The sequence below is a fragment of the Paenibacillus amylolyticus genome (assembly GCF_001570725.1).
In the GTDB taxonomy this organism is placed as follows: Bacteria; Bacillota; Bacilli; order Paenibacillales; family Paenibacillaceae; genus Paenibacillus; species Paenibacillus amylolyticus_A.
Genome location: NZ_BCNV01000001.1, coordinates 1,912,544 through 1,928,338 on the forward strand (window position 1 = coordinate 1,912,544; position 15,795 = coordinate 1,928,338).

Genomic DNA, 15,795 nt, shown 5'->3' on the forward strand with positions numbered 1-15,795 from the left:
TGATATTCATGATAAAATGAGTTTGAATGTGGCAAAATTAAATAGTATATCTCATGATATAGGGGGAAACAATGGAGACCTTTGCAGAATTTATAGCACGCATCGATAATCCGGAACACCAGGCACGAACGGAAGAAGTTTTGAACTGGATCACTGAAAAATTCCCGAATTTAAAGCAAAAAATAGCCTGGAATCAACCGATGTTTACCGATCATGAGACCTTTATCATTGGCTTTAGTGTATCCAAGCAACATTTGGCCGTTGCTCCCGAGAAGGCAGGAATTAATCGTTTTTCGGAAGAGATCACGCAGGCGGGGTATGATCACACTAAAGAGTTGGTGCGGATGAAGTGGAAACAGGAAATTGATTTTTCGTTACTTGAGCGAATGATTGAGTTTAATATAGCGGACAAGGCAGAATGTTCAACGTTTTGGCGCAAATAAATGCGATATAAAAAGAAGACCCCCAACTTCCGAGTGCGGAAAGGGGGTCTTCTATATTTTAAGCACAAGCGATTATTGAGCACCTACAACAGGGTGAGGTACATAGGGCTCTTCAAGGAATGTAACATCTTCTGAAGTCAACTTAACGGAAAGAGCGCCTACCGCATCTTCCAGATGCGATAATTTGGTGGCACCGATAATTGGAGACGCTACAGTGTCTTTTTGTAGCAACCACGCAAGTGCAATGTGTGTGCGAGGGACACCGTATTTTTCTGCAATGGATGCAACTCGCTCAACAACAAGTCGATCTGCATCGCTTGTCGCGTTGTACTTGGATTTCTGAATTTGGTCTGTCTCGGATCGCAGTGTCGATACGGACCAGTCACGGGTTAACCTGCCTGAAGCAAGAGGACTGTAGGGAGTGACACCTATCTTTTCTTCCTTGCATAAAGGCAACATTTCTCGTTCCTCTTCACGGTAGATGAGGTTCAAGTGGTTTTGCATGGAGACAAACTTGGTCCAACCATTTTTCTCTGCTACATGCAATGCTTTTTGGAACTGCCAAGCGAACATGGCTGAAGCCCCAATATATCTTACTTTACCGGACTTCACTACATCATGTAAGGCTTCCATGGTTTCTTCAATAGGCGTATTGTAGTCCCAACGATGAATAATATACAGATCCACATAATCGGTTTCCAATCGTTTCAGGCTTTTATCGATCTCACTCAGGATGGCTTTTCTGGAAAGGCCAGAACCGTTGGGTCCTTGATGCATTTGTCCGTGTACTTTGGTTGCAATCACAACCTCATCCCGATTCGCGTAATCCTTTAACGCCCGACCAAGATACTCCTCGCTCGTACCCAGAGAGTATATATTGGCTGTATCGAAGAAATTAATGCCTAGATCCAACGCTTTTTTGATCACGGGACGAGAGTCTTCTTCATTCAGTACCCATTCATGAACCCATTTACTGGCATCCCCAAATCCCATACATCCCAGGCAAAATCGAGATACGTCCAAGCCTGTGTTACCAAGTTTAGTATATTCCATGTTATGTTCAAATCCTTTCTAATGTTTATTATTACCACCTGTATGGTGATCTATTTACACATTATTATGTCATAACCAATGAACTAACCTGTACCACATTTCTATCAAACTTTTGCCTAATCCTATCACAATCTCTGAATCTGAATCAGTTGAGTCTATTGAAGTTCTTATATAAAAGAACAAGCCATTCGTTTCTCCATTGGAGATTCAAATGGCTTGTTCATGAATAGCAGGCGAGAGGGAATTTCCAATTAAAATTATTGTTTAATCATTGTTTGATGAATCCAATCACTTATCTTGGTTAATTTAAGATTGGCTTTGATGTTATCCTCCAACTCTTCATACCGTGGAAGAAGATCGGTATGCCCATCGATCCATTGGTACAATCCTTTAAGACCTGCTGCTGTCTCACTTCCCAACAAAGGCTGAATCGCTGCTTCAAAATGATCAAAAGGTAGAGACATGAAGCTGATCTCTTCACCTAATACAGCACTGAATTGTTCCGCTAATTGTGCACCTGTCAGGGCTTCTAATCCGGGTGCTGGGATGATGCTTCCTGCCAATTCCGAATGAGTCAGGGCATAATAGTGGAATTGAGCAGCATCATTTAAGCTAATCCAGGAGATGGGCTTGTCTGATGGTACAGGGTAGGCCAAAACGCCATTGTTCAGTATTCCAGGAATCAGGAAGTTTTCCAAGTATACAATGGGTTCCACAATGATATATGGAAGACCACTTTGCTGCAATTCATGGATAACTTCACGTTTCAATTCAATTCCCTTGGAATGGGTGATAGGTTCAGGAACATAGGTACCGGTGTTAACTACAATTAATTTAACGTTTGCCTGTATAGCAGCATCAATTGCATTTTTGGTATATTGTCTGATCTTATCCGAATTGAACTCCACCGGCAGGTTTAGGAATACTTTACTTACACCTTCATGCGCCGCATGGAGCTGTTCCACATCTGATAAATCCCCGATGAAAGCTTCAATGTTTTGTTCCTTTAGTGTTTTGGCTGTTTCCTCATTTCGAGTGATTGTGCGAACCTCACAACCGTTTTGAACGAGTAATTGAGCGACAGCTCCGCCTTGGGAGCCCGATGCTCCATATACTAAAAATCGATCATTCTGTGTCATAGTGGTCGATAACTTCCTTTCAATATGTGATTGGAATGGATGAGTTAGCACTCAGCATTGACCTCAGCATAACGGATTTAGAATAGGAGCGTAAGTACGCACATTAATGATATAAAGTATCCCTTGAGATACTATGGGAAGGCGTATTACATATGTTTCGCTCCCCAATCACCTAACTGAAACAAGATCGAAGTCAGACTTTGTCCTTTTTCTGTCAGGGAATATTCGACTTTAGGCGGAACTACAGGGTGAGTAACACGGTTTATCAAACCGGCTTCTTCAAGTTCTCGTAGTTGCCTGGTTAACGTACGATGCGTAATGGGGTCAAGCATTTTCTGCAATTCATTGAATCGAATTGTTGAATGGCGGATGAGTCGGTTTATAATTAATAGCTTCCATTTTCCACCAATCATACTTACTGCAAACTCAACAGGACACCGGTCCTCCACAGGTTCTATATTCATATTTATGTATCCCTCCCAAAAGCATCAACTCATGTTTCATGTTTTGTTCATTTTATCGAATTTATAAAAGGGTGTATAGCTTACAGCGCATTCAAGGTATGAGCCATGCCCAGGACATAAAAAAAGATGCCCCAAGTGTAGCTCAAAGGACATCTTATTCGATATAATTTATTGTTCAATTCAGACAGAGAAGAAAAAAAGCATTGAACGTGAAAAAAAGCCATGATATAATCTATAGCGCAATTGACATTTCCATTAAATATAAAGGGTGAATCATTATTTCTCCTAATTTAATTTTACATCCGACATTGCGATTTGTCAATGCTCTTTTTTTGGTCCTAATAAATGGAAAAGGGAGTGGACTTATTCATGGATAAAACAAACGAATGGAAGTTGGAAGAGGAAAGACTGTTTCAGGTGAGGAACAAACTTCAGGCACGACTCGACGAGTTGGAGCCGAAGGTTGCCGGACTGCATGAACAGGCTGCCGAAATTCGTAAACGCTTCTGGGAAGAAGTGACGATTAACACGGGCTCGTATACGGATTTTGAAGATGCATTCTATACCATTAATCAGCAGTCCAGAGTGTTGGCCGAGAGGGAGCGCGGGCACAAGCTGTTAACACAACAATGGAAAAATACTAAGAGACTGCTTCCGACGCCGTACTTTGGTCGCTTCGACTATAAGGAAAAAGGCATGACATTTACTGAACAGATCTACATTGGCGTATCATCTTTCATGGATGAGGATGGATTGAACTTTCTAATCTATGACTGGAGAACGCCAATTGCGAGTCTGTACTATGATCACTCTCCCGGGCCAGCAGGCTATGACACACCTTCAGGACGAATTGAGGGCAAGATGGAGCTCAAGCGTCAATTCCAGATCCAGCATGGGCAGCTTCATAGCATGTTTGATTCTACTGAGACAATTGGTGACGAATTGTTGCAGCAAGTGCTCGCCAAAGGTGCAGACTCACAAATGAAGAGTATTGTAGCAACCATCCAGAAGGAACAAAACGCCATTATCCGTGATGACCGAAGCCGCATGCTTATCGTTCAAGGGGCAGCTGGCAGTGGCAAGACATCAGCTGCGTTACAGCGAGTCGCCTACTTACTGTACAAACACCGCCAGACTGTCAAAGCAGATCAAATAGTGCTTTTCTCGCCAAATCCGATGTTTACGAGTTATATCTCGACTGTGCTCCCGGAACTTGGGGAAGAGAACATGCAGCAGACGACTTTTCAGGAATATCTGAACTATTGGTTGGATTCCTCCTTACGACCAGAGGATGCCTTTGATCAGATTGAATATGTGCTGACAGCCCAAGAAGATCCAGGTTATGACGCTCGTCTCGAGGCGATCAAGTACAAAGCTTCCGAGACATTCCTGCAAGTGCTCCAAAACTACGGCACGTGGCTGGGGCGAGAGGGCATGCTGTTCAATGGCATTCAATTTCGGGGCCGTGAATTCATCACTGCGGACCGAATTAAGACCCAATTTTACAGTTTGGATCAAAATCTTACCTTGTCCAACCGTATTCTTCTTTTGCAGGAATGGTTGTTGAGAGAACTTGTGACGTTGGAACGATTGGAGCGGGAGGCAGACTGGGTTCAGGAGGAGTTGAATTATCTAGACACGGATGAGTATGTGGAAGCTTTTGGCATGCTGCATAAAGAAAAGGCTGTATTCGATGTGGCGGAAAAATATGCAGCCCGCGAGAACGGAAATAACAGGGCAGGGCAAGATGAGGGTGCCTTCGACTTTGCAGAGCGGGAAGAGGAACTTCTTCGTCAGAAATTGGTGAAAGGTATGTTTAAACCGTTAAGGAAGAGTATACGGAAATTCCAGTTCGTGGATGTAAAAGGCATCTATGAACAACTCTTTGCGGATGAAGCCACATATAGGGAACAGACGAACGGGGCAATCCCCCCGCAGCATTGGCCTGAGATTTCTAAACAGACCAAGGCAATGATCCTCCAGAACAAGCTGTTCCATGAGGATGCTACTCCTTATTTATATGTAAAAGAGATGATCGAAGGCGTCCGTACGAACACAGAGATTCGTTATGTCTTTGTCGATGAAGGCCAGGATTATTCGACGTTTCAATATGAATATCTCAAAAAGCTGTTTCCTCGTGCCCGCATGACGGTGCTGGGGGATTTCGGGCAAGCGATCTTTATGCAGGCTACGGATTTGGCAGCATCCAACTCGCCACTGGTTCACCTTTACGGAGAAGCCGAAACTACATTAATACGCCTGGTACGCAGTTATCGTTCAACCAGAGAAATTGTTGAATTTACGAAATGCATGCTGCCAGGGGGAGAAGAGATCAGGCCGTTTGAAAGGGGAGATCAGAAGCCTCTTTTAACAAGACTGAAGGACGATAAATTGCGTAGTGCGCAGATTCTCGCAGACATCGCCTCGCTTAAGGCGGAGGGGTTCGATTCCATCGCTGTGATTACGAAGACTGCGGCTGAAAGCCATGACGCCTATGAAAGTTTACGAAGTCAAGGCGGCGAAGGGTTACAGCTCATAACAAAGGACACACAGATTTTTGAAAAAGGAATCATGGTTATTCCTGTGTACCTCGCCAAAGGCGTTGAGTTCGATGCTGTCCTGGTCTATGATGCTTCACCCGAAGACTACAGCCAGGAATATGATCGGAAGCTTCTGTATACAGCATGCACACGGGCCATGCACCGACTTCATCTATATAGTACTAGCGAGTGGTCACCTTTTGTGCAGGCGTTGCCTGCGAATCTGTATGACATAAAATCATAATCCATATGTAAATCCGTTCTCAATGATGGACCAAAGAAAGATGCTCGGAGCCTTATTTCAAAGGTTATCGGGCATCTTCTTTTTATGAAGACATGAATCATAAAAGTTATTCTTTACTGATCGTTCTTAATGTGATAGATTGTTATTGGGAGTTATGAGAATGATCATTCCCATAACAGCTCGAAAATGAATGAATTCTCAATGAGAGGGAGTAATAATAAATGAATATTTCCAAACAAGTTGCTATTGTAAGTGGGGCTAATCGAGGGTTGGGCAAGGAACTTGCTCTTGAATTGCTGGCGCGGGGAACCAAAGTTTACGCTGGCGCACGAAACCCTGAATCCATTGATCTGCCGGGGGCTATTCCACTGCAACTCGATATTACGGATCCACAATCTGTCATGGCTGCTGCTGAGGTAGCTAGTGATGTAACCCTTCTAATCAATAATGCTGGTTCCGCTACGGGTGCTTCTCTGCTCACAGGTGAGCTGAACGATATTCACTTGGAGTTCAATACACATGTATTCGGTACGCTTTCAATGATTCGTGCGTTTGCACCGGTGATAGAGAAGAATGGGGGCGGTTCGATACTGAATATCCTGTCCGCTCTATCTTGGCTCAGCCTTGGTAACTCAGGTGCATATTCAGCTGCAAAATCCGCTCAGTGGGGAATTACGAATGCATTACGTCTGGAGTTAGCCCCTAAGAACGTTAGCGTTGCCGGATTGCACGTAGCGTTCATGGATACGGATATGACGGCAGGTATCGACGCACCGAAAACGAGCCCAACGGATATTGCTAAAATTGCAATAGATTCCATCGAAGCGGATCTCTACGAGATTATTGCTGATGATACTAGTCGGAATGTACAACAGGGTCTTGCCGGTGGTGTTGCTGCCCTTTACCCGCAATTGTTTCAAAAATAGAGAGGTGTAGATGCATTTTCTCGCTATAAATAAACAACCCCCACCAGATATGGTGGGGGTTGAGTACGTCATGAATACTCCAATTCTATTCCCTCAAGAACGGTGACAATATAAGGTTTAGCCTTTAACTGCACCGGCTGTGAGGCCGCTGACAATATATTTTTGCCCGAACAGATACAGGATGAATACAGGCAGTGAAGTGAGCACGAGATTGGCGAAAATCAGATTCCAGTCCCGGCTATATTTGCCGTAAAAATTGTAGATTGATAGTGGCATCGTCCATGTGGAGCTATCTGTCAGGAAGTACACCGGAATTGTGATGTCATTCCAGACGGACATGAACACCATGATGGCTACCGTTGCGTTAACGGGTAGAATGAGCGGTGTGACGATACGGAAGAACACGCCGAACACACTTGCTCCTTCCAGGAATGCCACTTCGTCCAGCGCTCTTGGAATGGTTTTGATGAATCCACTATACAAGAATACACTGAAGGCCGTATTTAACGCGGCGTAGATCAGGATGACACTTGTGATGCTGCCGTAGAATCCTAATCCCTGTACGACACGTATGGTCGTAATAATCGACATCGGCGCAATCAGTCCCATGAAGAAATACATGTAGATCGTACCGGATAGTTTGGTTTCCCGACGTGCCAGAATGAATGCCGCTGCCGAAGAGGCAACGATATTAATAATTGACGATACGCCAGTAATCAAAATGCTGTTGAAGAACGCTCGAGACAGTCCACCCTCCTGGAAGACACGAACATAGTTCGAGAACTGCCATGTTTCTGGGAAACTCAGGGAGAAGCTGAGCACTTCGGCGCTGGTTTTGAATGAACCAAAGATCAGAATGACAAGTGGCAACAGAACGATAAGGGAGGCCAGAATCAGGAAACCTTCCACGATATAGTTGCGGATGGCAAGTTTGCGTGTGTAGCCCATGTTATTCCGTAACCTCCTTACGCCGCATGAAGATCAATAGCGGTATAGCAATAATGGTAACGACCACGAACAGAAGGGTGTTGACCGCCGTACCGAGTCCCCAGTTGCCTTCGCCGAAAGATCGCAGAATGATCGTACCCACGACTTGGGAAGCGTTACCCGGGCCACCACCGGTCATGACATACACCTCGGAGAATACTTTAAGTCCACCGATCAATGTCAGCATCAGGTTAATGTTAATCGCGGGCAATAAGAGTGGCAGTGTGATCTTGAAAAAACTTCTCCACGAGCTTGCGCCATCAATCTTGGCTGCTTCGTAATATTCTTGAGAAATGGACTGCAGACCAGCCAGATAGATGGCCATCTGGAACCCGGCGCTCTGCCAGATGGAGACGATGGCAATCGTCCAGATGACAATCGATGGGTTGGTAAGCCAAGCTTGGCTTAACGAATGTAACCCAACAGATTCCAACAGATTGTTGATGGTACCTTCGGTACGCAACATGGGAGTGAACAAAATGCTGATCACAAGGATGCTGAGAATGGAAGGGGAGTAGAAGATCGCACGTAGCAGGTTCTTCGTTCTTAATCGCATGTTAAGGCCTACGGCCAGCAATAGGCCGATGACATTCTTGCCAACGACGGTGACGATCGCAAATATCGCCGTGTTTTTCAGCGCCAGAATCAGCGTTTTGTCCGAGAAAATTTTCTCAAAATTATCCCACCCGATGAACTTCAGCTCCAGCCGATCCAGCCGCCAATCCGTGAATGAGTAATAGAAAGCGGCGAGAGCAGGCACAACGAAAAAGATGGAGTAGATAATCAGTGCGGGAAATATCATGTAATACGAATACAAATTTTTAGTCCTTTTCATGTCTCACACTCCGTTATAGCTAGGCAGCATAACGATCGTCCATGTTATGCTGCCTTGTATTTCACTCTTTAGAAACCTTCTACACCTTTATCCTGCATCAGCTGACTGAACTTCTCATCCCAGGATTTCAGGACTTCTTCCGGTGACAAACCACCTGCAAATTGATCCTGTAACAACCGGTACAATTCGCTGCGGTCGACCAGCATGAATGCATCTGTTGTTAGTACCGTTTTCTTCGGCGTAATGTAGTTGTCTACAATATCCTGCTTGTAAGCTGGCAATTCCGGTGTGGTGACGTCACTGAAATTGGATACGTAACCTTTGGAGTCCACGATCTGTTGTGCGACATCCTTGGAAGCAATATAGTCCAGGAACTGTTTAGCTTCTTCCAAATGTTTGGATTTCTTCGGAATGAACAGTTGTCCGCCGAGTGGACTTGCACCGAGACTGGCATTCTCTGACGATGGAATCGGGAATACGCCCAGTTCCATATTTGGATCTTGCTCAGCAACGCCTTCAATTAACCAATCTCCCATAAACATCATGGCTACTTCCTTGTTCAGGAATTTACCTACGGCCATGTCATAGCTATCGCTAAGCACATCCGTGTTGGTGTACCCTTTGGTGTAAATTTCATACTGTTGTTCCAGGAAGGTTTTGAATTCCGGAATGTCGGACCATTTTTTCTTATTGCTGTTCAAGTCATCAAAAAACGTCGGCTCATTCTTGGCTACAAAATCGGCAAAAGCTGCAGCAGGCCAGATGTTGGCAGCCCAGGCATCTTTGTAAGGCATGAATACAGGCGTAATGCCACTCGCTTTGATTTTTTCACAGATCGCCAGGAATTCTTCGTAGTTCGTTGGAAGAGACAACCCGAGCTCTTCAAAGATCTGTTTGTTATAAACGACCCCTTGCATCCCTGTATCTTGGCTGACATGGAAACTGTAGAGGTGTCCACCAGAAGAGAGGACGTCTTTGTTCACAATTCTGCTCGCCCAAGGCTCGTTATCCAGAATCTCGAAGTTACGTTCAAGGTTCAGGTCCGTAACTGCGCTCGCCAGATTGTACTGAATAATGTCAGGCGTTTCATCTACAGCGAGTTTAGTTTGCAGTACAGTCGTCGTTTGTTCCGCTGGAATCAGCTGCAAATTGACGCGAATGTTCGTTTGTTTTTCGAATGCATCGAGAATGTCTTGCTGAATGAAGGCAGAGTCCTGAGAACTTTTAGAGATCGCCAGCTCCAGTGTGACTTTGCCGCCCTTACTGTCCCCGCCAGCAGCTGTACCGGAATCCGTGCCGCCTGATCCACAAGCGGTTAACGAGATGGATAATAAACTGGCTAGGATAATGGAAATCGCCTTTTTTCTTTTTATTGTTTTCAATGCAAATCCCCCTCTAAAACGTTTAGTGAATCCGTTTACAAGTCCGATTATAGATTCTTTTCTCTCCCCGGTACATGTCTGTGCTTGAACGTTGATGTGTAAAATCCTGAACTTGAAATCGCTATCATTTCATGGAGTACCGTGATAGAGTAGACTTGAATGTAAGGGATTTCACATCATGTCGGAACAGGAGGGCATCTCTAAGAATGGCGAAGCTCATACATAAAGCAACTCAATTCAGTTTGCAGACGAAGGTGTTTTTGACGTTTCTGGCTCTACTTTTGTTCGTACTGGGCTGTTTTATCGTGTATGTAAATGTGATTGTTGTCCGCCCGCTCAAACTGAAAACGGAGCAGGATACCCTCGTGACCGCTACGAAGGTAAGAGAGCAGGTTGACCTTTACGTAGAACAGCAGAACCAGATGTCGCAGCGAATATTGTCCAGCAAGGACATTTTTTCAGCCATGGACAAGAGCTCCTCAGCTCATAGTAATTATGAAAGGCTGAAGCAGATTCGGATCATCAAAGACATCATGTTTCAGGCCATCGGGCCGAGCATGAATATCATGGACATGTCCATCTATGACAAGCAAGGCGTTCTTCTGACGTCCTATCTGGGTTCGGGCAATCCACCAGCGATCTTGAACACCATGATGAAGAGTAGCCAGATCGGACGAGATTGGACGGAAAGTGGGTTTGTTCTGCTGCGCCAAGCCGATACTATCTCCTTTGTTCGCACGATTAATGATCAGAACGGCAAGGTGTATGGATATCTAAGCATTCAGATGGAACAAGCCTATATACAGAACCTAACGGAAGGCATAACTGCAGGAGATGTTTATATTCTGAATGAACAAGGGGAGCAGATGACAGGCTCGGAAGCGGGTGTGACATTTCCCAATTGGACGAAGCCTTCATCAGACGAGGGACTGGGTGTCGACAAAGACAACAATTATATCACGCATTCCACATCACCCAGTACAGGTTGGATCACGTATATCATAACACCCAAAAAATCCGTGCTGGGCTCGATCCATTCAGTTCAGACGATGTCCATTCTGCTGATTACGGCACTGATGCTGGTTTCATTTGTGTATATATTCCTGTCGACGCGTAACCTGCTGCTGCCTATCCGCAAGCTTCGCAGTCAGATCTGGCGTATGAACTATAGCAATATGAATCTGAAAGTGGATGAAACGCCGAAGAATAATGATCTGTTATTGCTGAATGAAGCTTTTCAGGACCTGATGGAAAGACTACAGCAGTCCATTGACCGTGAAAAATCGGCACTTCATGAAGAAGTAAAGGCTCGTAATTCGGCGCTGCAAGCCCAGATTGCGCCTCATTTTATTCATAACGTTCTATATCTGATCAGCATTGCTGCGCAAGAGGGGAAGACCAAAGTCGTATCGGATATGTGCAAGCATCTCTCGGACAGTCTGCGTTATATTGTCTCTTCACCATACGCACATGTGACCTTGGCTGAGGAGCTTCAACATACGAGGCATTATTTGTCCCTTGTACAACAAAAGTACGAAGAGGATCTGGAGTGGGACATCCGTGCGGACGAGTTGGCGAACGAAATCCGGTTGCCACGGTTGGTCATTCAGCCTTTTGTGGAAAACTGCATAGAACATGCCTTTGCCAACACCGCACCGCCTTGGCGTATCCAGATTACCGTGAAGCAATATAACGGATTATGGGCATTGGAGATCAAGGATAACGGGGAAGGTTTTCAACCGGATAAGATTCAGGAGATTTTAGCCAATATTCAGACATCGGGGACCGGATACCAGACTGCCGATCGTACTACAGCCCTTGGTAATATGGGGATTATCAACAGTGTCAATCGACTCAAACTAATGTATAACAACCGGCTCTTTATTAATATATTTAACAATCATACGGAAGAAGAACATGGAGCAACGATTCAGATCATCGGCTCATTGACGAAGGATTTTTACTAGCTAGGAGGTATAGGCGATGTATAACGTTATGATCGTTGAGGATAGCAAACCGATATTACGTAATATTAAAATGCTCTTGGAGACGTTGAGCTTCCCGATTCGTATAGCTGCAACGGCAACGAATGGAGAAGAAGCCTTGGCAGCGTTAAAGCAGGAACCGATTGACCTGCTGTTGACCGATATCCGGATGCCGAAAATGGATGGCTTATCCCTGATTGAGCAAGCCAAGCTTGCCAACTCAGAGCTGAAGGTCATTCTGATTAGTGGTTATAGCGATTTTGAATACACAAGAAAAGCACTGAACCTGAAAGTATTTGACTATTTGCTAAAACCTGTGGAGCGAGAGGCACTCGAAGAGGTCATGGGTCGGGTAATTGACCAACTGGATCAACAGATGTCCAAGGACCTACTGGATTTACAGGAAATCATTCATCCCCAATGTGAAACTGTACTGAAACAAGGGGAGGCGTTTCCGCCTTTATTCAGCCAGATGATGATCATTATGAACAAACAGCCCTTCACCGCAGGACATGAACGATGGGTGCAGCTGGAGCTTGAGATGATAATGCAGGATTTTTTTACATCCCATGCATGTCGAGTTTACACCAGTCAAACCCCGTATCAAATGGTCGCTTTCGTCAACAAGAGTGCACTCGATTTGTACTCTTCCGTACATGAATGTCTTGAATCGTTGCGTCGGCATCTGCTTTCACATGATTATGATGCCATAATCGGAGGACAACTGCTGTTCGCTGAATCTGGTAATCTGCCAGAACTCTATCACCGCATGTCGTCCATAGTGTCTGAGCAGCAAAGGTTGAAACAAGGATTAGCGCTGGATACCGGGAATCCGGTGTCGATGGCCAGATCCGAGACGGGCTGTCTGGATTCGGTGTTGGAAGCTGCTTTTGTACAGATGATACAGGCTCGTCAGAAAGAGCGGTTTGCTCTTAAGTTATCCGAATTGCTGAATCGATGGGCGGAGGAAAATGTACATATCACCGAGGTGGAGCGGTTTATCGGGTTAATTGTAGACACGTTCGCTCATCTGTACGAGGAACAGGGGTCGGGGATTCGATTAGGTCTGGAGCTGCGGGCAAGACAATTCGCTCAGGCACATTCCTACGATGACTTTTGCCGGGAACTGACGGAATGGACGGGACAGTGCTTCGATATGCTGCAATCCCACGTTCGAAAAAGCAAGGCGATCTTGTTCGAGCAGATTGACGATCACGTAAAACTGAATAAATACTCTCCATTGTCGATCAACGACATTGCCATGAAATTTCACGTCAGCCCGTCGTATGTCAGCAGAGTGATCAAAAATGCAACGCAAATTACGTTTGTTCAGTATTACACCCAGCTTCGCATTCAGGAAGCTTGCAGACTGATGCAATGCCAACCGGACATGAAGTTCAAGGAAGTATCCGATCTGCTGTCGTTTAGTGATCAGCACTATTTCTCGAAGGTATTCAAGGAATATACGGGGCAAAGTCCTACGGAATATAAACAACAGCTGTCTGGCAGTAAGACCCAATCATAGCTAACAAACCCTTTTTATCTATGGTATAATACAAAACAAATACGGCTTGTTACTGAATTCATTCAGGCAATACCTATGTATATACGTGCTCAACGCTTCTTTGAGTGTGTGTATATATGGGTTTTTTTGCGTTTACTTGCTGATTGATTCTACCAAAATCAATAAAGAGAGGGCGATTTATTTGAAAAAGGCAAAGAAACAAAGTTCATTTTTGAAGAAAGGAGGAACCGTTTTACGTTTGATGAGCACCAGACTCATTGCAGCTTTCCTTGCGGTACTTATTATCCCGACTGCACTTATCGGATACTTTTCGTATAATAGTGCCAAAGATCAGGTACAACAAAAAATGACAGATCCCATTTATACCATTTTAACCATGACAGGGCAGCACATTAACAATCTGGTGGGGGAAAAAGCAGCATTATTGAATTATATCGATAGCATGTATGGCTCCACCCCCAGTCAGGCGAACAACGAAGCGGTACAAGTAGGAATCGACCAATTATCTGATACATATCCTGATATTCTGGCCATAACTGTGGGCAACGACCAAGGTGATGTTATATCATCTCCAACAATAGAAGATGCAACATATGATCCACGCAGCACAGAATGGTATGCCAATGGGGAAAGTAACAATGGATCACTCTATTTTTCAAGTATTATGAAGGATTCCGGATCCGGGAAGATTTATGTAGAGATCTCAAAAGCTCTGTCAGATGATCGAGGTGTGGCAAGTATTAAACTTGATCTGGAGCGCTTAGCAAATGAAATATCGAATGTGGATGTAGGAGGCAATGGGAGTCTGATTGTGGTGGACTCCAATCGGACGATTGCGGCTTGGTCCGGTGCCATTGTAAAAGGTGGGGGAGGAGAGCTCGGCGGAGCACTCATTGAGGGAATTCCAGTTCATCCGAATACGGCTTCCAGTTCCGAAGAACCGATGGCGTTTTCCCAATTTGTCAGAACGGATCTGGCGTATGATCTTGAAGTGTATAACGGTGTTAATGCCTTGACAGGTTGGAATGTCATTGCTCTGATGGGCCATGAAGACTTTATTGCTGCTGCGAAGCCTATTATGGTATCGAGTCTAACCGTCATTGCTATCTCTGTATTGATTGCCGTTGTAATTATTTTCTTCATTTTGCGATCTTTTATCGTACCTATGCAAAAACTGCGAAAGGCAACTCGCAGTGTAAGCGAAGGGAATCTGTCTGAACGAGTGAATCTTAAAACTGAAAACGAATTTGGTATATTGGCAAATGATTTTGACCGAATGACCAGTTCTCTTCAATCGGTAGTTGCTGAACTTCATCAGACATCATCGTTGTTAAGCCACTCTTCCCAAATGATTCAGGAGAGTACTGAACAAACGACCCAATCGGTTCAACATGTAGCTGAAACCATGCAACAGACTGCCGAATCAGCTATTGTTGGGGCGGAAAATTCGGAACAGACAGCGAATGCAGTCGAAGAGATGGCGAGAGGTATCAGTACAATCGCAGAATCCGCGAGTGCGATTGTGGATTCGGCTGAAGAGACAGAGCGCGCTGTCGCTAATGGTGGAAAAACGATAAACCAGGTCGGAACACAAATGGAACATATTCTCGTAGCTGTTGAAGAAACTTCGGCATTGATTAACGAGCTGTCCAGTCTATCGGCCGAAGCCAATCGAATGAATGAAGCAATTGCGGATATCTCTCGGCAAACCAATCTTCTGTCACTGAATGCTTCTATTGAAGCATCAAGAGCAGGAGAACACGGAAAAGGTTTTGCTGTCGTTGCAGGTGAGGTACGTACGTTATCCATGCAATCCAAACAAAGTGCGGATGAGATTGGCGCTACGATTGGAAAAATGCTCGATCTGATTGCGAAATCCACATCCCTCATGAATGATAAAGTCCGCAATCAAGTTGGTGAGGGAATGCGGATCAGCCAAGAAGCTTCTGCAACCATATCCAACATTGAACAATATACAACGCATATCGTGGATCAAATTCAGGATATTTCCGCTGTCTCAGAACAGTTGTCAGCCAGTACGGAAGAAGTCTCGGCTACCGTTGCCGCGATGAGTCATATCTCTAAAGTGTCGGCTGACAGTGCTCAGACGACTTCAGCAGCAGCCCAAGAGCAAATGGCGGCGATGGAGGAGATATCGGCATCATCTGCACAGTTATCCAAAACAGCTGAGAACATGCAAGAATTGGTTCGCCGGTTTAAGCTTTAGAGAGTAAAATGTATGTATGTGTGTGTAAGGAAAAGTGAATAGCCA

12 protein-coding genes are annotated in these 15,795 nt (G+C 44.8%); 6 read left to right on the plus strand and 6 right to left on the minus strand.

Translation table 11 applies throughout. The features are described from left to right. Window positions 1-71 precede the first annotated feature (71 nt). Window positions 72-443 (plus strand): iron chaperone, encoded by a 372-nt coding sequence (locus PAHA3_RS08595; protein ID WP_062834357.1) that lies wholly within the window; start codon window positions 72-74, stop codon window positions 441-443. A 72-nt stretch (window positions 444-515) separates the two neighbouring features. On the opposite strand, the gene PAHA3_RS08600 is transcribed toward PAHA3_RS08595, so the two are convergent. The 3 genes from PAHA3_RS08600 to PAHA3_RS08610 form a co-directional block, all read right to left on the minus strand. After that, a complete protein-coding gene (locus PAHA3_RS08600; protein WP_062834358.1) occupies window positions 516-1,496 on the minus strand; it encodes an aldo/keto reductase in 981 nt (326 codons plus the stop codon). Window positions 1,497-1,753: 257 nt separating this feature from the next. Next, entirely contained in the window at window positions 1,754-2,635 is an 882-nt protein-coding gene (locus PAHA3_RS08605; protein ID WP_062834359.1) for an SDR family oxidoreductase, read from the minus strand. Window positions 2,636-2,781: 146 nt separating this feature from the next. Next, a complete protein-coding gene (locus tag PAHA3_RS08610; protein WP_062834360.1) occupies window positions 2,782-3,099 on the minus strand; it encodes a winged helix-turn-helix transcriptional regulator in 318 nt (105 codons plus the stop codon). A 369-nt stretch (window positions 3,100-3,468) separates the two neighbouring features. On the opposite strand from PAHA3_RS08610, the gene helD reads away from it, so the two are divergent. Next, entirely contained in the window at window positions 3,469-5,883 is a 2,415-nt protein-coding gene (gene helD / locus PAHA3_RS08615; protein WP_062834361.1) for an RNA polymerase recycling motor HelD, read from the plus strand. Between the two features lie 221 nt (window positions 5,884-6,104). Beyond that, window positions 6,105-6,809, plus strand: coding sequence for an SDR family oxidoreductase (locus PAHA3_RS08620; RefSeq protein WP_036616036.1), 705 nt, complete (start codon window positions 6,105-6,107; stop codon window positions 6,807-6,809). 117 nt (window positions 6,810-6,926) lie between these two features. On the opposite strand, the gene PAHA3_RS08625 is transcribed toward PAHA3_RS08620, so the two are convergent. From PAHA3_RS08625 to PAHA3_RS08635, 3 genes are all read right to left on the minus strand, one after another. Next, a complete protein-coding gene (locus tag PAHA3_RS08625; protein WP_017688542.1) occupies window positions 6,927-7,757 on the minus strand; it encodes a carbohydrate ABC transporter permease in 831 nt (276 codons plus the stop codon). Between the two features lies 1 nt (window position 7,758). Further along, window positions 7,759-8,631, minus strand: coding sequence for a carbohydrate ABC transporter permease (locus PAHA3_RS08630; RefSeq protein WP_062834362.1), 873 nt, complete (start codon window positions 8,629-8,631; stop codon window positions 7,759-7,761). Window positions 8,632-8,699: 68 nt separating this feature from the next. After that, window positions 8,700-10,013, minus strand: coding sequence for an ABC transporter substrate-binding protein (locus PAHA3_RS08635; protein WP_062834363.1), 1,314 nt, complete (start codon window positions 10,011-10,013; stop codon window positions 8,700-8,702). A 206-nt stretch (window positions 10,014-10,219) separates the two neighbouring features. On the opposite strand from PAHA3_RS08635, the gene PAHA3_RS08640 reads away from it, so the two are divergent. The 3 genes from PAHA3_RS08640 (at window position 10,220) to PAHA3_RS08650 (ending at window position 15,750) form a co-directional block, all read left to right on the plus strand. After that, the gene (locus tag PAHA3_RS08640; RefSeq protein WP_062834364.1) at window positions 10,220-11,980 is read left to right on the plus strand and encodes a sensor histidine kinase; all 1,761 of its coding nucleotides are present in this window, start codon (window positions 10,220-10,222) and stop codon (window positions 11,978-11,980) included. Between the two features lie 16 nt (window positions 11,981-11,996). Beyond that, window positions 11,997-13,523 (plus strand): response regulator, encoded by a 1,527-nt coding sequence (locus tag PAHA3_RS08645; RefSeq protein ID WP_062834365.1) that lies wholly within the window; start codon window positions 11,997-11,999, stop codon window positions 13,521-13,523. 241 nt (window positions 13,524-13,764) lie between these two features. Beyond that, on the plus strand, window positions 13,765-15,750 hold the full coding sequence (locus tag PAHA3_RS08650) for a methyl-accepting chemotaxis protein (protein ID WP_062834366.1): 1,986 nt from the start codon (window positions 13,765-13,767) through the stop codon (window positions 15,748-15,750). Window positions 15,751-15,795 lie beyond the last annotated feature (45 nt).